This is a genomic window from Maribacter polysiphoniae, from assembly GCF_003148665.1.
Classification (GTDB): Bacteria; Bacteroidota; Bacteroidia; order Flavobacteriales; family Flavobacteriaceae; genus Maribacter_A; species Maribacter_A polysiphoniae.
Window position 1 is genome coordinate 40,587 of record NZ_QGGQ01000004.1, and the last position, 21,415, is coordinate 62,001.

The following is a 21,415-nucleotide window of genomic DNA, read 5'->3' on the forward strand; positions in this document are numbered from 1 at the left end:
AATGATCAAAAAACTTTTAAAAATTGGCCTTGTACTATCCATTATCCTTTTGGTTGGAGCGTTTGTCATCTATTTAATTTATAATGAACCCGTACCCGTAGGACAACCCGGTCCACAAGCGGATGCCTTGGCCCATAAAATGGTAAATGCCGTGAACGGAAAAGCTTACAGCCATACCCGTTATATTGAATGGTCGTTCCGAGATGGAAAACACAGGTACAAGTGGGACAAGGAGTTGGGTAAAGTCAGCGTCACTTGGGACGACACTACCGTAAACCTGAATCTTAACAATCCCCAAAAGAGCCAAGTAACAAAAGTCGGGGAAGTGATTTCCGACACGAAAAAACGTAAATCGGCCATTGAAAAATCAATTTCAATGTTCAATAATGATTCATTTTGGCTTGTGGCCCCTTTCAAGGTTTTCGATAAAGGGGTTGTCCGTAGCATGGTAAATATGGATGATGGCACTGAAGCCCTTTTGGTTTCTTACACTTCAGGGGGCAGCACACCTGGGGATTCTTATTTGTGGGAATTACAGCCCAACGGTTTCCCTAAAAGTTTTAAAATGTGGGTCAGCATTATTCCCTTGGGTGGCATAAAGGCAACCTGGGATGATTGGCAATTGACAGAAAGTGGTGCCTTTCTACCCAAAGCACACCAATTAGGCCCCATGACTATTGACATGGGTGATGTAAAAGGTTATAATTAAGGTGAATATCCATCAGATATTTAGTTTAACACTATCCTAGACGTTATTTTTATATCCCAGAAGCAAACAATACAATCGAATGCCGGAAAAAAAGAAATTCGGAACCTTTGCAGGTGTTTTCACCCCATCTATCCTCACCATCCTAGGGGTCATCATGTACATGCGTCTGGGCTGGGTAGTTGGCAATGCCGGACTCATGGGTACCTTGGGGATCATACTCATCGCCCATCTGATTGCCGTGAGCACCGGCCTAAGCGTTTCATCTATTGCCACAGATAAAAAAATCGGAGCCGGGGGCATCTATTATGTGCTTTCAAGAAGTATGGGCATTCCCATTGGTGGGTCTATCGGTATTGCCCTATATGTAGGTACCGCTTTTTCCATTGCCTTATATCTTATCGGTTTTTCCGAAAGCTTCAATTCGTATTTCGGTTTTGGAACGACGGTGGACGATTTACGGATTACGGGCACGATAGCCCTATTGGCTTTGACCGTATTGGCAATGATCAGTACCTCCTTGGCCCTTAAAGCCCAATTTTTTATCTTGGCGGCCATAGCAATATCGTTAATTTCCATTTTTTTAGGAACCACGGAATTCGCCCCACATACGGTGGCCATGTTTTCCAATGACAATTCTGTTTCCCTGGAAGTTGTATTCGCTGTTTTTTTTCCTGCCGTCACAGGATTCACTGCCGGTATAGCCATGAGTGGCGACCTGAAGGACCCAAAAAAATCAATACCAATAGGTACCCTTGCCGCAATCGCAACAGGACTCATCGTCTATATCGTTTTAGCCGTCTTTATATCCTTTACCGTTCGACCTGATGTTTTAAGGTCGGATTATAACATCCTAATGAAAATAGCCCTATTCGCCCCTGCCGTGGTCGCAGGCATCTGGGGAGCAACATTGTCCTCTGCATTAGGCGGCATTCTAGGAGGCCCTAGAATATTGCAAGCCATGTCCATCGACAAGGTCACCCCTAGGGTCTTCGGAAAAGGAAGAGGCAGCAACAACGAACCTATCAATGCCCTTTTCTTGGTTTTTGTGATCGCCGAGGCAGGTATCCTAATTGGGGAATTGGACGTTATTGCCCGCGTGGTATCCATGTTCTATTTAACCGCATATGGCTTTATCAATATTTCATATTTCCTCGAAAGTTGGGCCAATCCGGATTTTCAACCCAGCTTCAAGATCAAACGGTGGATCGGACTGCTTGGATTTATCGCCTGTTTTTCAGTCATGTTTAAATTGGACATGATCGCGATGATTGCGGCCCTTGTCGTGATAACGGTATTATATTACGCCTTGCAACGGAAAGAAGTAAAAATACAGTCCAACGACGTTTGGGGCAGTGTCTGGGAAAATGTCGTCAACAAAGGACTAAAGAAAATCGATGCCAAAGAATACCAAAACACAAATTGGAACCCCAATATAATTCTGTTTAGCGGTAAGAGCGACCATCAAAAGTATTTACTCGAATTGGGAAAAACGGTTTCAGGCAGGACTGGAATAGTCACTAATTTCAAACTTATTCTTGATACCAAAAACAACATTCCCCTACGCAAGACCGAACAAACGATACGGGATGAAAACTTTCAAGAACTGGGCATCTTCGGCAGACAAATAAAGGTTGACAATATTTATTCGGGTATTACTAACATAGCTTCCACCTTTGGTTTCTCTGGGGTCGAACCCAACACCATCATGATGGGATGGCCCAAAGGGTTGGAAAATTCAATAGAATATTCCAAAATGACAGAAACACTCCTGCATTTGGACTATAACCTGTTGTATTTGGATTTTGACCGGAAAGCGAAATTCGGAAATTACGGTTCTGTGGATTTTTGGTGGCGTGAAACCGATAGCAAAAATGCGGAAATGATGCTTAATATCGCCCGATTCATTATCGCCTCACCGCGATGGGACAATCCTGACATCAGGGTTCTTTTCGTAAACAACAATAATGTTGCCGTTGACTTGATCCATGATAAGATCGCAAAATTAGTGGAAGACCTTCGCGTGAAGGTGCAGATCAAAATCATTAATAACGCCGTGGAACAAAAACCGTTTTATGATATAATCGCGGAGGAGTCCTCCTCAACCGACCTAACTTTAGTGGGCATTCCCGATTACAAAATAGAAAAACAGGCTGAATTTGTAATGAAGACCAACCATTTATTCAAAACCATAGGTTCTACCCTACTTGTAAAGGCCTCCCATAATTTCAATGAATTGGATCTCGACTTGACAAAGAACAAAACAACCGAAAAACAATGGGTATGAATCCAACAAAACAGTGGTTTACCCTATTGGTATTGGCCCAGGTAATTTCGGCGATAATAGCCACTGCGACGGACGTGTTCATTTTTAAGATAAGTGTTGCCGCCCTCGGTGCGATAATCCTATTGATTGCATTTTCCAAAAAATTAAGGAACGCATTCGATGTATGGGTCGTTATTCTTGCTTTTGTCTGTTCTATGATCGGGGATTTCTACCTATCGCATATGAACGGAAACAACTCAATGTTCGTTATTGGTATTTCATTGTATTTATTGGCGCACATTGGGTATTTGATTTTTTCCTTACTCAACGGTACCATACGATGGAGGTATACCCTTTTAATCACAACTGCGTTTTTGATTTTCTTTTACTTTTCACTATATCCGAACATCCCGAATAAAACACTTATGGTTACGGTATTGTTTTACTTGATTGTATCCTGTGTTTCTTTGGGTGCTGCATTGGGTATTAAAGCTTTACCTAAAATAAAACTGCCCTACGTTTTTGGAATCGCATTGGTTTTATTTTCTGATACTATTATCTCCTTTAAGGAATTCGTGCATTATGATGCATTGAACGTCTTGATTTTGCCCACCTATTATCTTGCACAAATTGCCATTACGATCGCCTTGTATAATAAAAGCAAACACGGTTAGAAAAAAATACCAGGGCACCTTATGCTATGACCAAACCGTCATTTCGAAGGAGGAACGACTGGGAAATCGTATTAAGTCAAATAAAATAACCACACACTACATTTTAGCCGGGTTTAACTACATCACAATAATCCATAATAAAAGAATCCGTGAAAATTCGCTATTTTTAATCCTATAAAAAAGGACTCCTATGACATTACGTATTTTACAAAAGGATGATATAACCCCGGATTTAAGCAAGCAGGTCCATGACCTGTTTCAGGTATTGAGTGCTGACATAGTACAATGGGATATAGCCCAAGTAATGGCACAAGGCAACGAATTCGTCTTTGCAGGCTGTTGGGAGAACGGAAAATTGGTAGGAATGGCTACCTTGGCAACTTACAAGGTCATATCGGGCTATAAAGGAATGGTCGAGGATGTGGTACTATTAGAGGAATATCGCGGCAAAGGGCTTGGTAGAAAATTAATGGAGCTCCTTATTCGGGAAGGACAAAACCTTCATCTGTCCGAAATATTGCTTTTCAGTGGACATCATCGAAAACCAGCCATTGCGCTTTACACCAGTTTGGGTTTCAATTTAAAGAACAGCGGCATGTACACCCTGAAGCTATAAGTTAGTTTCTGCCTTGGTTGAACTGATTTTTCAATTCCTCCATGGACTCTTGTAATTGTCGCAACAGCCCCTTTTCCGTGGTGGCATCTACCCCAAAGGTTATCTTACTGTTTACCTGCCATATTTCCTGCACCTGTTGCGGTTCAATTTCGTAAGGTGGATAGGTTTCATTCAAGGATATTAAAGTAATATTGTTGGAAGTAGGGGCCTTTTCGATTTTCTTTACCAAAACAGCATCCTGCAAAACCACGACATAAATTTTATTGGGACTAACATGTGAAATATCCTCAACCGCTTTGGCCAAAACCCATTCCCCCGGTTTCAAGTTAGGCAACATACTATCCCCCTCAACCTGAAACCCCCTATACGTGGCATTCCTGAATTCCGGCAACGGCAAATCAAATGCCGGCAATTGTTTATACCAACTAGTATCCTGTATATTTTGCGGATACCCTGCGGCCGCCTTTGCATTTACCAATACCATATTTTCATTGTCGGAAGAATCTACGGTAACGACCTTAGGAATCACACTTGTGTTGGAAGTTTCCAAATACTGCATCCCACTTTCCCCAAACAACCATAAGGGGTTTATCTTGAATTGTTTCAAAAGCTCGGCAACTACCCTACCCGATAATTTTGTCCTCCCTCTTTCAATATCCGCCGTTGTATTACTAATACCCAAAACCTTTGCAAATTCGGCCTGCGTATACCCTAGCGTCCTACGCACCTCGGTAAACCGTTTTAATATAAGTTCATTTTCCATAATCCCTGTCCGGTCGAGCGCAGTCGAGACCTAAATCAATGAATAGTACTACCTCTCGACTGCGCTCGAGGGGCCATATTGGTTTTCACTTCCCAAAGATACATATTTAGGAATATATCCAAAATATTATTGGAATATTTCCATAATTAGGAATTATTCCATATTTTTGGATTATATACCAATAACAATATGACAAATACTACAATTCAGGACAAACTTGGTTTTTTCGCCCAAGCAGGCACAAGGGATGTCCCTAGTGGAAACAAGATGGTCAATATTATTTTGGCCCGAACGAACACCCGGCCCGTTTTGGCCAAAAAGGGTGTCGATAAAGATCGATTTGCCAGAAACAGCGTTCAATTAAGTTTATTTTAAAAATTATGGAGAATTCTAGGGTATTAATCTATGATGGGAGTTTCAATGGTTTTCTTACTTCCTTACATATTGCACTTGAAAACAATATCGAGGTAATGGGGTTCCAAAAAAGCAAAACCAAGCAAGAAGGGCTTTTTATGGACCAGCTAGTCATTACTACCCATAAGGCTAAGGCGGAATCCATTTGGAAAAGCCTCGAAAAGAAAAGTCACACAGCCATAAGAACGATTTATTTTGCCTTTTTAAGTGAGGCTGATGGGGTTGATTTTATGCTCTACGAATATGTCAGGAAATTATACGGCATGCTGAATGCCCACGATGTGGAACAATCAGCATTGATTGAAACCAAAATTTCCAAATTGGCATTGCAAGTGAACAGGGAGAAATCGTATATCGAAAGTTCTGTGGATTTTCTAAAGGACGATGTTTGCATATATTATGCTGATTTGGAACCCAGTTTCAATATACTACCCCTCATCTCCCGACATTTTAGGTATAAATACCCGAAACAACATTGGATCATCTATGATAACAAGCGCCAATATGGTGTATATTACAATGGCCTTTCCCTTGAAATCATTTCAAAGGAAACCAAGGAGAGCTACTTAATGGGTAAAATACATGCCAATCCTTATTTAGAGACAAGCTACAGGATGGCCATGTAATAACCGACAAAATTACTTGGTCCTTTCCCCAACAAAATGGTCGCTCTTATTTTGGAAAAGCACATTAAAAGAGGTTAAACTACCATAAATACGGGTTATATATTGCTGTAAATCAACCTTTTCCTGATCATCCAAATTCTTGCTGGCGTTTATCTTTTGTTCCATCACCCGAATCCTGTCCCGTACCATAACAATTTTATGAAAGAAGGTATCTATGGATATTTCCTTATCAGATAGACTGGCCTCACCAGGTTTGAGGATCAACGAGCCACCTTTCCATTTACTGGCCAAAGCTGTCGCATTATTGATATCGCTCCACTTTCTCAAAATCGATATCAAGCTTAACTCAACATCAGAAAAGCTAACCGTGTCCACTTCATCGGTAACAGCTTCTATAACATCAAATTGCGTATCGATATCAATAGTTTCCAATCCGCCATCGATAAAAGTTACCCAATACTGTTGTGAAGTAAGGTTGGTCACAACCCCTTTACCCAATTCAGGATGCTCTATCCTAGAACCTATGCCTAATAATTTCATAAGAAAAATGATAAATTTTAAACCAAAATTAACTTTCAGGATTGATAAATCAAAACTTCGGCAGCTTCCTTTTAATGGGGCAAAACCGTACCTTTGCAACTTTGCCATAAAAGGATGACAAACTACGAGGAAAATATCGAGGTCAAAGGAGCACGCGTGCACAACCTCAAAAATATAGATGTAACGATACCCAGGGAGAAATTGGTGGTCATCACCGGTCTTTCCGGAAGTGGTAAGTCATCACTTGCCTTCGACACCATTTATGCCGAAGGTCAGCGTAGGTATATCGAAACCTTTTCGGCCTATGCCCGACAATTTTTGGGTGGACTTGAGCGGCCCGATGTTGATAAAATCGACGGACTCTCCCCTGTAATCGCCATTGAACAGAAGACCACCTCAAAATCACCGAGATCCACAGTGGGGACCATTACGGAAATCTATGACTTCCTAAGGTTGCTTTTTGCCCGTGCGGGAGATGCATACAGCTATAATACTGGAGAGAAAATGGTCAGTTATAGCGATGAGCAGATCAAAGAACTCATTAAAACGGATTACGATGGCAAAAGAATCAATATTCTCGCCCCAATCATTAAATCGAGAAAAGGACATTACCGGGAGTTGTTTGAGCAAATCGCAAAGCAAGGCTTCGTAAAGGTCCGTGTAGACGGTGAAATCAAGGATATTGTAAAGGGAATGAAGGTCGACCGTTACAAAACCCATGATATTGAAATTGTCATAGATCGCCTAAAGATCGCCGAGGACACGGAATTGGACAAACGAATAACCGAATCCTTGAATACCGCCATGTATAGCGGTGATAACGTATTGATGGTTTTGGAGGAAGGTACCAAGGAACCCCGGTATTTCAGTCGTGACCTTATGTGTCCATCAACAGGTATTTCCTATCCAACCCCCGAGCCCAATACCTTTTCCTTCAATTCACCCAAGGGCATGTGTAATCGATGCAACGGTCTGGGTCACGTATACGAGGTAAATGAGTTGAAGATTTTCCCGAACAAAAAACTTTCTATCCATGCCGGTGGTATTGCGCCATTAGGGCCGTATAAAAAGTCCTGGGCATTCAAACAAATCGAAACCATAGCCAAACGTTATGATTTTGAACTATCAGACCCCATTACTAAAATACCCAATGAAGCCATTGATGTTTTATTGCACGGAGGAAAGGATAGTTTTGATATCGAATCGAAGACCTTGGGCGTAAAGCGAAATTATAAGATCGATTACGAAGGCATATCGAACTTCATCAAAAACCAGTTCGAAGAATCTGACAGCACTTCCATTAAACGATGGGCCAAAGAGTATATGGACAAGATTACCTGTCCCACCTGCAACGGTACGCGGTTACGCAAAGAATCGTTGAATTTTAAGATCGAAGAGAAAACCATTGCCGAAATATCCCATATGGATATTGCCGAAGTGGCTGATTTCTTCAACGGATTGGAAAAGAGGTTAAAAGGCAACCAACTTAAGATCGCCGAGGAAATCATCAAGGAGATTAAAACCAGGATCCAGTTTTTATTGGATGTCGGTTTGGATTACCTCTCCTTGGACCGCAGTTCCAAATCACTTTCTGGGGGCGAGGCGCAACGTATTCGTTTGGCTACCCAAATAGGCACTCAATTGGTCGGTGTACTTTATATATTGGATGAACCGAGTATTGGCCTTCACCAACGGGATAACAACCGATTGATCAGCTCCTTGGAAGCCCTTCGGGATATTGGAAATTCAATCATTGTTGTAGAACATGACCGCGATATGATCGAAAGGGCCGATCACGTTATAGATATCGGACCAAAAGCCGGTCACCATGGGGGCGAAATCATTTCACAGGGTACGCCTGCGGAACTGAAACACCACAATACCCTAACGGCCGATTACATTACGGGGGTGCGAACAATAGCCGTTCCCAAAAAACGCAGAAAAGGGAATGGTAAGAATATCGTCCTGTCGGGTTGTACAGGAAATAATTTAAAGAACGTAAGCATTCGTATTCCCTTGGGCAAAATGATCGGGGTAACCGGGGTTTCGGGCAGTGGCAAATCCACATTGATCAATGAGACCCTCTACCCTATTATGAACGCACATTATTTCAATGGTGTCCGTAAGCCCATGCCCTATGAATCAATAAAGGGATTAGAGCACATCGATAAAGTCATAGACATCAACCAAAGTCCGATTGGACGTACCCCCCGGTCCAACCCAGCCACGTATACAGGGGTATTCAGTGAAATACGTTCCCTTTTCTCAAAAACCCCAGAGGCAGCCATAAGAGGTTATAAGCCAGGACGATTTAGTTTTAATGTCAAAGGGGGTAGGTGTGAAACTTGTCAAGGTGGTGGACTCCGGGTAATTGAAATGAACTTTTTACCGGATGTATATGTCGAATGCGAAACATGTAACGGTAAGCGTTTTAATAGGGAGACCTTAGAAATACGATATAAGGGAAAATCAATCTCCGATGTTTTGGAAATGACCATAAACGATGCCGTCAATTTTTTTGAATTGATTCCCAAAATCCATAGAAAACTAAAGACCATTCAAGATGTGGGATTAGGTTATATTTCCCTAGGGCAGCAATCCACCACGCTTTCCGGCGGAGAGGCCCAACGGATAAAATTGGCAACTGAACTTTCAAAACGGGATACTGGCAATACTTTTTATATCTTGGACGAGCCAACCACGGGGCTACATTTTGAAGACATCAGGGTCTTAATGGAAGTACTGAACAAACTCGTGGACAAGGGGAATACCGTCTTGGTGATCGAGCATAATCTGGATGTCATTAAAATGGCCGACCATATCATCGACATAGGATACGAAGGTGGTCGTGGCGGAGGAATGGTCGTCGCCGAAGGTACGCCCGAAGAAATCTGTAAAAACGAAAAAAGTTACACCGCACAATTTTTAAGACCTGAATTGGGTTTATAATTGTGATCAATACGATTAGTAATGGTAAAGCATTATTTAATCGAATGAAATACATCATAAAACATAAGTTATACAATGAGAAAAGAGCAACATTTTAAAGGTTGGAATGAAATTAAGACCAACGATTCATGGGCCATATTCAAAATCATGGGTGAATTTGTCAGTGGTTTTGAAAAAATGAGTAAAATTGGGCCTTGTGTCTCTGTTTTCGGTTCTGCTCGGACCAAAGAGAATATGGAATTTTACCAACTTGCCGTGGATATTTCGAAAAGAATCGCTGAGGCCGGCTATGGGGTTATTACCGGTGGTGGACCTGGAATAATGGAAGCAGGTAACAAAGGAGCCCATTTGGCGGGAGGTACTTCCGTTGGACTGAATATAGACCTTCCTTTTGAGCAACATGACAATCCATATATAGACAGTGATAAAAGTCTTGATTTTGATTATTTCTTCGTTCGAAAGGTAATGTTCGTAAAGTATTCCCAAGGTTTTGTGGTTATGCCAGGGGGTTTTGGTACTTTGGACGAGTTATTTGAAGCCATAACCTTGATACAAACCAACAAAATTGAAAAATTTCCTATTATCTTAGTGGGTACCAAGTTTTGGGGAGGATTAATCAATTGGGTCAAAGACACGATGCTAAAAGCCGGAAATATTAGTGAGAAGGATTTAGACCTTATAAAAATGGTCGATACAGCGGATGAGGTTGTTGATATCCTTGATTCTTTCTACAAAGGCCGTTCTTTAAGCCCAAATTTCTAAATGTAATCATTGAAAAAGAGAGTATATTATAATTTCCTTTTTGGTATAACAACCTTTCTACTAGGGTTTCAATATGCGCATTGCCAGCATATGAACACCCTATCCGTTAGGTTGAACGGGGATACCAAGGAATTGAACATACAGCAAGAATTCATTTATAAGAATTCTTCAAAGTATACATTGGATGTACTCTATTTCAATGATTGGGCACACGCCTACTCAGACAAAAACACAGGCCTTGCCAAAAGATTTGCCCAGGAATTCAAAAAAAGCCTCCACTTGGCAAAAGACCAAGAACGTGGAAAAACCACCATTCTAAGTGCCGTGGATGACGAGTACAGGGGGTTGAACTGGGAGCGGACAGCTGAAAAGGACATTATAAAGGTTATCCTGAACAAACCCCTAAAGCCGGGTGACCAAGTTCAGCTCTATATGACCTATACCGTTAAATTACCTCCAGACAAGTATACATCATATGGTTACAACAACAGAAATGAGTACTATTTAAAAGATTGGTATTTGTCCCCTGCCGTTTTCAATAATGGCAAATGGCATTTGTATTCCAACAAGGACCTCGAGGATTTATATACCGATATTACCACGACCAGGGTTAGTTTCCAATACCCCAAGAACCTTTACCTAACCACCAATTACAGAAACCTTGGCACTTCCAATTTTTCCAACGGCAAACAAACCCAGCTCGAAGCCTTAAAGCAAAAGAACTGTGAGATCATCCTGAGTCCGTTCCAAAAATTCAAGACACATGTAACGCCCTATATGACCGTGGTCACCGATTTGCATTCACCCAAATATGATGTAATATCCCAAGGTATCTCAATAGATAAGGTCTCCAAATTCATTTATGACAATCTTGGCAAATACCCCCATTCACAACTATTGGTAAGCCAAAAGAATTACAATAAGAGCCCTTTATATGGCATAAGCCAACTACCGAATTTTATAAGGCCTTATGAAGAGCAATTTCAGTTTGAAATGAAATTCCTAAAAACGGCATTGAACAAATTTTTGGAAGAAACCCTATACCTCGACCCCAGAAAAGAACAATGGTTGAAGGATGCCATTGCCAATTATCTAATGATAGATTATGTGGAAGAGTATTATCCCAACCAAAAACTCTTGGGAAAACTATCGAAAATGTGGGGTATCCGTGGATTTAATTTGGCAAAAATGGACTTTAACGAACAATATCCATTTCTGTATATGCTCACAGCCCGGAAAAACCTGGACCAACCCCTTAGGACACCGAATGACTCCCTTATAAAATTCAATCAAAAGATTGCCAACAAATACAAGGCCGGTATGGGTTTATCCTATTTGGCCGACTATATTGGAAAGGACAAGATCGATAAAAGTATCAAAACCTATTTCAAGCATTATTCCTTGAATTCCGCCAAAGTAATCGATTTCGAATCCATTTTAAAACGATCGACCGATACTGATATTGATTGGTTTTTCAGGGATTACCTCTCAACTGCCAAAAAGATAGATTTCAAAATAAAGAAAATCACCAAATTGGATGATTCCTTAAGAATCACACTCAAGAATAAGGAAGGGACGAATGTTCCCATTTCCCTTTTTGGTATCAAGAACGATACTGTTATTTCCAAATACTGGTTTACCGATATTACATCCGAGAAAACCTTTACCATTCCACGAGGCGAGGAGGAACGAATGGTCTTGAACTACGACCACAAAATACCCGAATTCAATGAAAGGGATAACTGGAAATCGTTGAAAGGATTTTTTTCGAGCAACAAAAAATTACAATTTCGTTTTTTTAAGGATACCGAAGACCCCTATTACAATCAAGTCTTCTATGTACCCGTCCTTAATTTCAATATTTATGACGGTTGGTCTCCCGGTATGCGGATCTACAACAAGACCTTTTTGGAAAAACCCTTCGTATACGACTTTGCACCCTCGTATGCCATTAAGGAAAAGGCTTTGGTCGGGTTCGGTAAATTCAACTACCGAAAATATTTAAGCAAAAGTGGCCTATACGTTGCCAATTATGGTTTTAGGGCATCAACATCCCATTATCAGAAGAACTCGAGATATACGACCATTACCCCTTCGATAGGTTTTGGATGGCGCCCTGACGACCTACGCTCGAACAAAAGGGATTTTCTGAGTATACGCCACGTCAATGTATTCCGAAGTCTGGATGAAAACCTTGAAAATGTCGAAACAGATCCCGATTACAGCGTTTTAAACGCACGTTTTACCCATAGGGACAATGGTATAGTCGATTATTTTTCCTGGTTTGCGGATGCCCAATATGGCAAGGACTTTAGCAAACTTTCCTTTGAACTCGAGTATCGTAAATTGTTCGAGAACAATAGACAATTCAATTTTAGGTTTTTCGCAGGTAAGTTCTTGAATAATTCCATTCGCCCCGATATTAGGTTTTTCGACTTTGCCCTTGATAGGCCCAATGATTACCTCTTCGATTATAGCTACTTGGGGCGATCTGAAGAGACGGGCATTTACAGCCAACAAATCATTATCGCAGAAGGCGGGTTTAAGTCAAAATTGGACAACCCATTCTCGAATAACTGGATGGCTACCGTAAATACCAGCATCAATGTTTGGCGCTGGATTGAATTCTACAGTGATTTCGGGTTTATAAAAAGAAAAGAGACTAAAGAACGGTTGGTCTATGATTCGGGTATTCGCTTAAATTTGGTCACTGATTATTTTGAACTCTATTTTCCATTGTACTCCAATAATGGATGGGAAGTATCCCAACCCAGTTATGAGGAGAAAATACGATTCATAGTTACCCTTAGCCCTAAGACATTAACAGGGTTGTTTACGAGAAAATGGTTCTAAATCCTTGCCATATCCCCAATTATTAAGCCAATATTTTTTCAAATCATAAATATTACCTACTTATTTGCGAAATTTATTAATAATTGTTAAATATTTTAACCTATTTATCAATTGCAAAATCGCAAGTCGTTTGGTACTTTTGTAAAAAGTCAAACCACAGTATATGGACATCTCTCCAAAAACAAGTACAGATATTTCTTTTGATGATTTTAGAACCCAGATCCTACAAGATTACCAAATAGCTTTCATGAGTAGGGTGTGTAGCCTTTTAGGGCGAAAAGAAGTACTTACGGGGAAGGCTAAATTCGGTATATTCGGAGACGGTAAGGAATTGCCCCAATTAGCCATGGCCCGAGCTTTTCGCAATGGGGATTTTAGAAGTGGATATTATCGCGACCAGACTTTTATGATGGCGTTGGGACTACTTAGCCCCAAGGAATTCTTTCATGGCCTTTATGCCACTACGGACATCAACAAGGAACCCATGAGTGCCGGAAGGCAAATGGGAGGGCATTTTATGACCTTTAGTTTAAACGAAGATGGCTCTTGGAAAGACCTGACACAACAAAAAAACAGTAGTGCCGACATTTCTTGTACCGCAGGCCAAATGCCGCGATTACTAGGACTGGCACAAGCTTCCAAGGTATATCGTCATTTGACTGGCGTAGATGCCACCAAATTCTCTGACAAGGGCAATGAGGTCGCTTGGGGTACGATAGGAAACGCCAGTACAAGTGAAGGATTGTTTTTTGAAACGATCAATGCAGGTGGTGTACTTCAAGTCCCTATGATCGTGAGTGTTTGGGATGATGAATATGGTATTTCCGTACCGGCCAAATACCACACGACCAAAGAGGATATTTCGAAACTGTTATCCGGATTTCAAAGGGATGAGGATCACGCAGGATATGAATTGTTAAAGGTCAAGGGTTGGGACTATACGGCATTGATGCATGTATATGAAAACGCTTCGGATATCGCCAGGGAACAACATGTACCCGTAATCATACATGTAACGGAGCTGACACAGCCTCAAGGCCACTCCTCCTCCGGATCGCATGAAAGATATAAAAGTGCTGAACGCCTCCAATGGGAAAAAGACAATGACTGTAATAAACGTTTTAAGGAATGGATTTTGGAATCGGGAATTGCAACACCCGAAGAGCTTTCCAAAATGGAACGGGAAATACGACAAAAGGTAAGGGCTTCAAAAAATGATGCTTGGGCCGAATTTTTGGATCAGCACAAAAAAATGAAGAAAGTGCTGTTAGACCTAATGAACAATGTCGCCAGCAAAAGTGCCAATCGCAATTTCATAGCGAAATTAAGAAATGACCTTATCGCCATAGAAGAACCCCTTAAGAAGGATTTAGGGGTTATTTCCCGAAAAACCCTACGCTATCTGATAGGGGAAGAATCCCAAGAAAAGGATGCCTTGGTTAATTGGATAAATGATTTTCTCGAAAAGACGCAACATAAATTCAGTGTTAACCTATATAGTGACAAACCTAATAGGGCCACGAATATCCCGGCTGTCAAGCCCATTTACAACACCGACATTCTAGAAGAGGTTGATGGTAGGGTTATATTAAGGGACAATTTTGACAGATTGTTCGATAAATATCCAGAAGCCATGGTTTTCGGTGAGGACAGTGGTACGATAGGAGACGTCAACCAAGGCTTGGAAGGGCTTCAAAAAAAATATGGGAAAATACGGGTTGCCGATACGGGAATACGGGAATCCACGATTATAGGACAAGGTATAGGGTTAGCGCTTAGAGGGTTACGCCCCATAGCTGAAATCCAATACCTGGATTATATTTTTTATGCCACTTCTCCGCTAACCGATGATTTGGCCACGATGCTTTACCGAAGTTCGGGAAAACAAAAAGCGCCATTGATTGTTCGTACCAGAGGACATCGATTGGAAGGTATTTGGCATTCCGGATCCCCAATGGGAGGACTTATTAACCTTTTGAGGGGCATGTACATTCTGACGCCTAGGAATATGACCCAGGCAGCTGGTTTTTACAACACCTTAATGAAAAGCGACGAACCGGCCTTGGTCATAGAAAGTTTGAACGGGTATCGCTTAAAAGAGAGAAAACCTGAAAACCTTGGGGAGTTCTGTACCCCCATCGGGGTGGTCGAGACCTTAAAAACCGGTAATGACATTACTTTGGTTTCCTATGGATCTACAGTGCGCATTGTGTTAAGGGTGGCCAAGGAACTTGCCGAAGTGGGTATAGATGCGGAGGTCATCGACGCCCAGACCCTATTGCCATTCGACATCAATCACGATACGGTTAAAAGTGTTCAAAAAACCAATAGACTATTGGTTATAGACGAAGATGTACCAGGTGGATGTTCAGCATATCTAATACGCGAAATAGTAGAGAAACAAGGCGGATACAAGTATCTGGATAGTCAACCCCAAACACTGACCAGTAAAGCTCACCGACCAGCATATGGTACGGATGGCGATTACTTTTCAAAACCAAATGCCGAGGATATTTTCGAAACGGTTTATGCCATCATGCATGAAGCCAATCCTTCCGATTATCCTAAATTAAGATAACCCTATACTACCTTTTTTTAAAATCCACCGATCGGTGGATTTTTTTATGTTCCATTTCTTCTAAAACTTTTTTGGCAAGAAATATAATTAATGGCGTAAAAATGGATTCCGGTAACGCCAAAAATCCTCTGTTTTAGCATAAATCTTTTATTCACAAGCCTTTACCGAACCCAACATCGCCTTTTAGATTAATTAAAAAATTGGTACTTTTAATGGCTTTCAAATTTTACACTTTATGAAAAACAACCTTACCTCCCAAATCGGCTTGGCTTTCTTAAGAATAGCTCCCTCATTAATGATGATTACCCATGGTCTTCCCAAGTTCCAGAAATTGATAAGTGGTAATTTTGAATTCGGAGACCCTATCGGAATCGGAGCAACCCCTTCCTTGTTTCTTACCGTAATTGCTGAGTTCTTTTGCCCTATTTTGATTATCATAGGGATTAAAACGCGTTTAATGGCCATACCACCGGCGATAACCATGCTGGTCGCTGCATTCATCGTTCATGCGGCCGACCCTTTTGGCAAAAAGGAAATGGCTTTGGTCTATTTGGTTTTCTTTGTAGCGATTATCTTATTAGGACCCGGAAAATTCAGTGTTGACAAGAGGTGATTTATAAAATATTCACCAATAACTCCTTCAATAAATCCGATGAGGGCAAGGCATTGGCCCCTACCCCTTTTCCTTTAAGATCCATCTCCCGCAAATGGGAAACAATGGCGCTTACCTTTTTCATGGGATAATTCCTTGCAGCGACTTGGTACTCTTCCACAAAATATGGATTTATCCGTAAGGCACTGGCCACATTCTTTGGTGAACGGTCATTCAGCCCATGATACTGCAGTAATTGTGAAAAAAAGCTGTGCAATAGGGTTACCGTCAACACAAACGGATTGTCTTTCGGGTTTTGGGAAAAATAGTTGATTATCTTATAGGCCTTAAGCACGTCTCTCTCCCCAATGGCCTTTTTCAATTCAAAATTATTGTAGTCTTTACTTATACCAATATGTTCCTCAATATTTTCAGAGGTTATCTGACTTTCTTTGGGAAGGATCATGGTAAGCTTCACCAATTCCTTACTGATCCTACTTAAATCGGTTCCCAAATTTTCAACAAGTAAGATGGAGGCCTTATGGGAGATGCTGTAACCTTTACCCTGCAGTACCTTCCGTATCCAGTCGGAAACTTGGTTCTCATATAATTTCTTACTCTCGAATAAGACGCCATTTTTTTGTACTACCTTGTATAACTTCTTGCGTTTATCCAATTTTTTATACTTGTAACAAATAACCAGTACTGTTGTTGGTTGTGGATTTTCCGCATAATGGATCAGTTGCTCAATGGTCCTTGAAAGGTCCTGGGCCTCCTTAACGATAACCACTTGACGTTCGGACATCATTGGGTAGCGCTTGGCTTGCCCCACGATTTCATCTATATTGACGTCTTTGCCATATAGGACCATTTGGTTAAAACCCTTCTCCTCTTCCGACAGTACATTTTTCTCAATGAATTGGGAAATCCTATCAATATAATAAGGCTCTTCCCCAAATAGAAAATATAACGGACTAATATTTCCCTTTCGAATATTGGCAACTATTTGTTTTACTTCTTCCATTCAAAAAAAATCATCAAATTTGTCACATGCAACGGCTAAACTTCCCTGTCTATGATTTTCGATTCAAAAATAGCGAAAATAACATCCATATTTTTGATGCCATACGCAAAAAATTTGTGGTATTGCAACCCGAGGAATGGGTTCGCCAAAATGTGGTGCAATTCTTGATCCACGAAAAAAAATATCCAATAAGCCTGATCAATGTTGAGAAACAAGTTACTGTAAACAAAATAAAGAAAAGGTACGATGTCGTTGTTTTTGACAGCTTGGGCAACATTATCCTCTTAGTTGAGTGTAAAGCCCCACAAATTGCCATTACACAACATACCTTTGATCAAATTGCTAGATACAACATGCAATTAAGGGCTACCTACCTAATGGTTACCAATGGCCTGCAGCATTTTTATTGCAAAATGGACTATGACAGAGAAAAATATATGTTTTTAGAGCAAATTCCTGATTTTAGCCGTTAATTTGCAAGCGTTTTGAAAATAGCGATAGTCATATTAAATTGGAATGGAGAGGTTCTTTTGGAAAGATACCTGCCTTCAGTAATACAATATTCGCAAGGCGCCGATATTTATGTGGCCGATAATGCTTCTACCGATAGTTCAATCGATTTTCTAAACAACAATTTCCCTCAGATCAACATCATAAGGAATGCCTCCAATGGGGGGTTTGCCAAGGGCTATAACGACGCTTTGAAAAAAGTAGAGGCCGATGTGTTTTGCTTATTGAACAATGATGTTGAAGTCACCCCGAATTGGTTGGTCCCCATTAAAGAGGTTATGGAAAATAGGCCCAATGTCGATATCGTACAACCAAAAATCCTTGACCTCATGCGTAAGGATCATTTTGAGTATGCTGGTGCGGCGGGAGGATTCATAGACCAATTGGGATACCCTTTTTGCCGGGGACGTATTTTTCAGGAACTGGAAAAGGATGAGGGACAATACGATGATATTCGTGAGATATTTTGGGCCACTGGTGCATGTATGTTCATTAAAAGTGGGGTCTTCCATGTCTTGGGTGGATTTGATGAGGAATATTTTGCACACCAAGAGGAAGTCGATCTGTGTTGGCGCGCCAAGAATGTTGGCTATGGGGTATATTATGTAGGCACTTCAAAAGTATATCATTTAGGTGGCTCGACACTGAGTAACATGAACCCTAAAAAAACCTATCTCAATTTTAGGAACTCCCTTTTTTCCATCACGAAGAACCTACCCAGACGTAAAGCCTTATTGATTATTTTATTTCGATTACTCCTAGATGGTGTTGCTGCCCTACGATTCGTATTTCAAGCTAAATTCAGTCACTGTTTGGCCATACTCAAAGCCCATTTAAGCTTTTACACTAAATTTAGGAAGATGTACAGAAAACGGGAGAAATCAAGTTTTTTGAAAAATTACTACATCACAAAATCCATAGTATGGTCCCATTTCGTAGATGGTGTAAAGAAATTTAACATTTTAATAAAAGATTAACTAATTTAGCTCATACAAGGAAAGCGAATTGTATAATTTTGATATAGAATTTAGTTCTTTTATTCTTAGAGAAGTTTATCAATAATTAAAACAAGTTATAACGGAGATTATGAAGAAAATTATTTTAGGTTGTTTAGGCATAACTATGTTGTTATCGTCATGTGTTTCACAAAAGAAATATGCAGATTTAGAGGCCAAGCACAAAGAAGCCCAGGATTTATTGAATTCAGCAACGGTTAAATTGAACAGTTGTTTGGAAGATAAGGCCACGGCATCTTCAAGATTGCAGACCTTAGAGGATCAAAATGCATTCTTAAAGGCGAATAATCAAGAGTTGATCAATAACATGGGTAATTTGACCACCTTAACGACAAAAGGTGCGGAAAACCTTGAAAAATCACTTGAGAGTTTACAGGAAAAAGACCTTACCATCAGAAAATTACAAAATGCCATTACAAGAAGGGATTCTGTAAACCTTGCTTTGGTACAGAGCTTGAAAGGTGTTTTGGGTAATTTGGATGATGAGGATATTGAAATCAGCGTTGAAAAAGGCGTTGTATTTGTCTCTATTTCCGACAAGCTATTATTTAGTAGCGGAAGTTATAATGTAACCAACAGGGCCAAACAAGTTCTTGGTAAGGTTGCACAGGTAGTTAACAACAAACCTGATTTCGAATTCATGGTAGAGGGCCATACTGATGACGTTCCTTACAGAAAAGGTGTGTTATTGGATAACTGGGACTTGAGTGTTAAGAGAGCTACTGCTGTTGTTCGAATCCTACAGAAGGATTACAATGTTGATCCTAAGCGTATGACTGCTGCCGGTAGAGCTGAATATGTACCTGTTTCACAAACAGAAAAATCCAAAAACAGAAGAACACGTATTGTGGTACTTCCAAAAATCGATCAATTCTATAGTATGATTGAAGAAGGAATGAAAGATCCTGCTATCAATAAATAGATTGCACAACAAATTCTAAAAACCGCCCAAGCATATTGTTTGGGCGGTTTTTTTATGCCTTTTTATTTCTTAAAAAATATCTATACTTCCTTTTCCTTCCCTAAGAATTTCGGGTTCTTCCTCGGATAGGTCAATTACGGTCGACGCGACATTGTCCCCATACCCCCCATCAATAACTATATCGACAAGGTTGTTCCACTTTTCATAGATAAGTTCGGGATCCGTAGTATACTCCAACAACTCATCCTCATCATAAATCGATGTGGATACGATTGGATTCCCCAATTCCCTGACCAAAGTCTGGGCAATGGCATTATCCGGAATCCGAATACCTACAGTTTTCTTTTTCTTGAAATCCTTTGGTAAATTGGAACTGCCGGGTAAAATAAACGTATAAGGGCCAGGAAGTGCCCTTTTTAAGATCTTAAAGGTCGAAGTGTCTATTTGACGTACATAATCGGATAGGTTACTTAAATCGGCGCAAATAAAGGACCAATTGGCCTTTGCCAATTTAACACCCTTGATACGTGCTATTTTCTCCAAGGCCCGGGTGTTCGTAATATCACAACCAAGACCGTATACCGTATCCGTAGGATAAATGATAAGTCCTCCTTTTCGAAGGACCTTGATTACCTTTGCTATCTCCTTCGGATTGGGATTCTCTTCGTATATTCTGATCAACTCCGCCATAATACTATTCTTTATTGGGTTACCTGGTAAACCCTTACATAATCAATTTCCATTGTTGACGGAAAAATAGTATCATCCACGCCTTCTTTTCCGCCCCAATTGCCTCCTACAGCAATATTCATAAGAAAGTAAAAGGGTTTTGAGAAAGGCCAATTACTTTCATTATAATCCTTTGGCCTCCTAAAGGTAAATATAATATTTTCGATATCATCAATATAGAATTTCATATACTCCTCGGACCATAGCATCCCATAATTATGAAAATCCTCTTCAGCCGATTCCAGTTCAACAGGTCCGGAAGAGGCCTCCGTACCATCAACATGGTTATTGGCCGTACTGTGTATGGTAAAATGAACGTTGTTCGGGTCATAACTTACGTATTCCATGATGTCTATTTCACCACAAGCAGGCCATCCCACAGTGGAAATATTGTCCCCAAGCATCCACAAAGCCGGCCAAAGACCGTTCCCTCTTGCTTCAGGTAATTTTGCCCTTATTTCCATTCGGCCATAAACAAATGATTTCTTACTGTTCAATCGTGTTGAGGTATAATCCCCCACGCTTTGGCCATCCCCGACTTTCATGGCTTTGATCTTTAAAGTGCCATCACTTACCTCTACATTATCATTGGCAACATAATTCTGCAATTCATTATTGCCCCAACCGTTTTGGCCGGTTTCAAACTTCCAATTGGCTTTGGAAAGGGAATTACCATCAAATTCATCGCTCCATACCAATGTTGCCCGACCCCAATAACCCGGGGCATTTACATCATAGTCTTCTTGCTGAACCCCACCCCCCTGTTCCTTTTCCTTACTGCTTGGGGATTCATTACAGGCTTGAGCCATCAATACCAAAAAAACCAAAACAGAATATCCTAGATGATGATTTTTCATTGAACCGTATATTATTGA

Annotated in this window: 19 protein-coding genes; 14 read left to right on the plus strand and 5 right to left on the minus strand. The window is 40.6% G+C overall.

From position 1 onward, the window contains the following. The first annotated feature begins 1 nt into the window (after position 1). The 4 genes from LX92_RS09915 (at position 2) to LX92_RS09930 (ending at position 4,262) form a co-directional block, all read left to right on the plus strand. Positions 2-709 carry a hypothetical protein gene (locus LX92_RS09915; RefSeq protein WP_109650154.1) on the plus strand — a complete coding sequence of 236 codons (708 nt, stop codon included), beginning with the start codon at positions 2-4 and terminating at the stop codon, positions 707-709. Between the two features lie 79 nt (positions 710-788). Beyond that, positions 789-2,993, plus strand: coding sequence for an APC family permease (locus tag LX92_RS09920; protein ID WP_109650155.1), 2,205 nt, complete (start codon positions 789-791; stop codon positions 2,991-2,993). Beyond that, a complete protein-coding gene (locus tag LX92_RS09925) occupies positions 2,990-3,646 on the plus strand; it encodes a lysoplasmalogenase (protein ID WP_170117823.1) in 657 nt (218 codons plus the stop codon). The genes LX92_RS09920 and LX92_RS09925 overlap by 4 nt, the downstream gene beginning before the upstream one ends. Before the next feature lie 190 nt (positions 3,647-3,836). Next, a complete protein-coding gene (locus LX92_RS09930; protein ID WP_109650157.1) occupies positions 3,837-4,262 on the plus strand; it encodes a GNAT family N-acetyltransferase in 426 nt (141 codons plus the stop codon). Between the two features lies 1 nt (position 4,263). Here the strand turns inward: LX92_RS09930 and LX92_RS09935 are convergent, their stop codons facing one another. After that, on the minus strand, positions 4,264-5,025 hold the full coding sequence (locus tag LX92_RS09935; RefSeq protein WP_109650158.1) for an XRE family transcriptional regulator: 762 nt from the start codon (positions 5,023-5,025) through the stop codon (positions 4,264-4,266). Positions 5,026-5,214: 189 nt separating this feature from the next. Between LX92_RS09935 and LX92_RS09940 the strand changes: the two genes are divergently transcribed. Together LX92_RS09940 and LX92_RS09945 are read left to right on the plus strand one after the other, a co-directional pair. Beyond that, positions 5,215-5,400, plus strand: a complete 186-nt coding sequence (locus LX92_RS09940) for a hypothetical protein (protein ID WP_109650159.1) — start codon at positions 5,215-5,217, stop codon at positions 5,398-5,400. A gap of 5 nt (positions 5,401-5,405) precedes the next feature. Beyond that, complete coding sequence (locus tag LX92_RS09945) at positions 5,406-6,065, plus strand: TIGR03915 family putative DNA repair protein (RefSeq protein WP_109650160.1); 660 nt, start codon at positions 5,406-5,408, stop codon at positions 6,063-6,065. Positions 6,066-6,077: 12 nt separating this feature from the next. Here LX92_RS09945 and LX92_RS09950 read toward each other — a convergent pair whose 3' ends face one another. After that, positions 6,078-6,605, minus strand: coding sequence for a hypothetical protein (locus LX92_RS09950; protein WP_109650763.1), 528 nt, complete (start codon positions 6,603-6,605; stop codon positions 6,078-6,080). Positions 6,606-6,719: 114 nt separating this feature from the next. On the opposite strand from LX92_RS09950, the gene uvrA reads away from it, so the two are divergent. The 5 genes from uvrA (at position 6,720) to LX92_RS09975 (ending at position 16,360) form a co-directional block, all read left to right on the plus strand. Next, on the plus strand, positions 6,720-9,554 hold the full coding sequence (uvrA, locus tag LX92_RS09955; protein WP_109650161.1) for an excinuclease ABC subunit UvrA: 2,835 nt from the start codon (positions 6,720-6,722) through the stop codon (positions 9,552-9,554). A 75-nt stretch (positions 9,555-9,629) separates the two neighbouring features. Beyond that, positions 9,630-10,316 carry an LOG family protein gene (locus LX92_RS09960; RefSeq protein WP_109650162.1) on the plus strand — a complete coding sequence of 229 codons (687 nt, stop codon included), beginning with the start codon at positions 9,630-9,632 and terminating at the stop codon, positions 10,314-10,316. Between the two features lie 90 nt (positions 10,317-10,406). Further along, the gene (locus LX92_RS09965; protein WP_170117839.1) at positions 10,407-13,169 is read left to right on the plus strand and encodes a M1 family aminopeptidase; all 2,763 of its coding nucleotides are present in this window, start codon (positions 10,407-10,409) and stop codon (positions 13,167-13,169) included. Between the two features lie 163 nt (positions 13,170-13,332). After that, positions 13,333-15,747 (plus strand): alpha-ketoacid dehydrogenase subunit alpha/beta, encoded by a 2,415-nt coding sequence (locus LX92_RS09970; protein ID WP_109650164.1) that lies wholly within the window; start codon positions 13,333-13,335, stop codon positions 15,745-15,747. A gap of 235 nt (positions 15,748-15,982) precedes the next feature. After that, the gene (locus tag LX92_RS09975) at positions 15,983-16,360 is read left to right on the plus strand and encodes a DoxX family protein (protein ID WP_109650165.1); all 378 of its coding nucleotides are present in this window, start codon (positions 15,983-15,985) and stop codon (positions 16,358-16,360) included. A gap of 1 nt (position 16,361) precedes the next feature. On the opposite strand, the gene holA is transcribed toward LX92_RS09975, so the two are convergent. Beyond that, positions 16,362-17,363, minus strand: coding sequence for a DNA polymerase III subunit delta (gene holA, locus LX92_RS09980; protein ID WP_109650166.1), 1,002 nt, complete (start codon positions 17,361-17,363; stop codon positions 16,362-16,364). Between the two features lie 26 nt (positions 17,364-17,389). Between holA and LX92_RS09985 the strand changes: the two genes are divergently transcribed. The 3 genes from LX92_RS09985 (at position 17,390) to LX92_RS09995 (ending at position 19,811) form a co-directional block, all read left to right on the plus strand. Next, positions 17,390-17,836, plus strand: coding sequence for a type I restriction enzyme HsdR N-terminal domain-containing protein (locus LX92_RS09985; protein ID WP_109650167.1), 447 nt, complete (start codon positions 17,390-17,392; stop codon positions 17,834-17,836). A 12-nt stretch (positions 17,837-17,848) separates the two neighbouring features. Further along, a complete protein-coding gene (locus tag LX92_RS09990) occupies positions 17,849-18,850 on the plus strand; it encodes a glycosyltransferase family 2 protein (RefSeq protein ID WP_109650168.1) in 1,002 nt (333 codons plus the stop codon). A 109-nt stretch (positions 18,851-18,959) separates the two neighbouring features. Next, positions 18,960-19,811: an OmpA/MotB family protein gene (locus tag LX92_RS09995; RefSeq protein WP_109650169.1), complete on the plus strand. Its 852-nt coding sequence runs from the start codon at positions 18,960-18,962 to the stop codon at positions 19,809-19,811. 69 nt (positions 19,812-19,880) lie between these two features. On the opposite strand, the gene LX92_RS10000 is transcribed toward LX92_RS09995, so the two are convergent. Both LX92_RS10000 and LX92_RS10005 read right to left on the minus strand, forming a co-directional pair. Next, entirely contained in the window at positions 19,881-20,501 is a 621-nt protein-coding gene (locus tag LX92_RS10000) for an L-threonylcarbamoyladenylate synthase (protein WP_109650170.1), read from the minus strand. An 11-nt stretch (positions 20,502-20,512) separates the two neighbouring features. After that, the gene (locus LX92_RS10005; RefSeq protein WP_109650171.1) at positions 20,513-21,397 is read right to left on the minus strand and encodes a glycoside hydrolase family 16 protein; all 885 of its coding nucleotides are present in this window, start codon (positions 21,395-21,397) and stop codon (positions 20,513-20,515) included. Between the last annotated feature and the right edge of the window lie 18 nt (positions 21,398-21,415).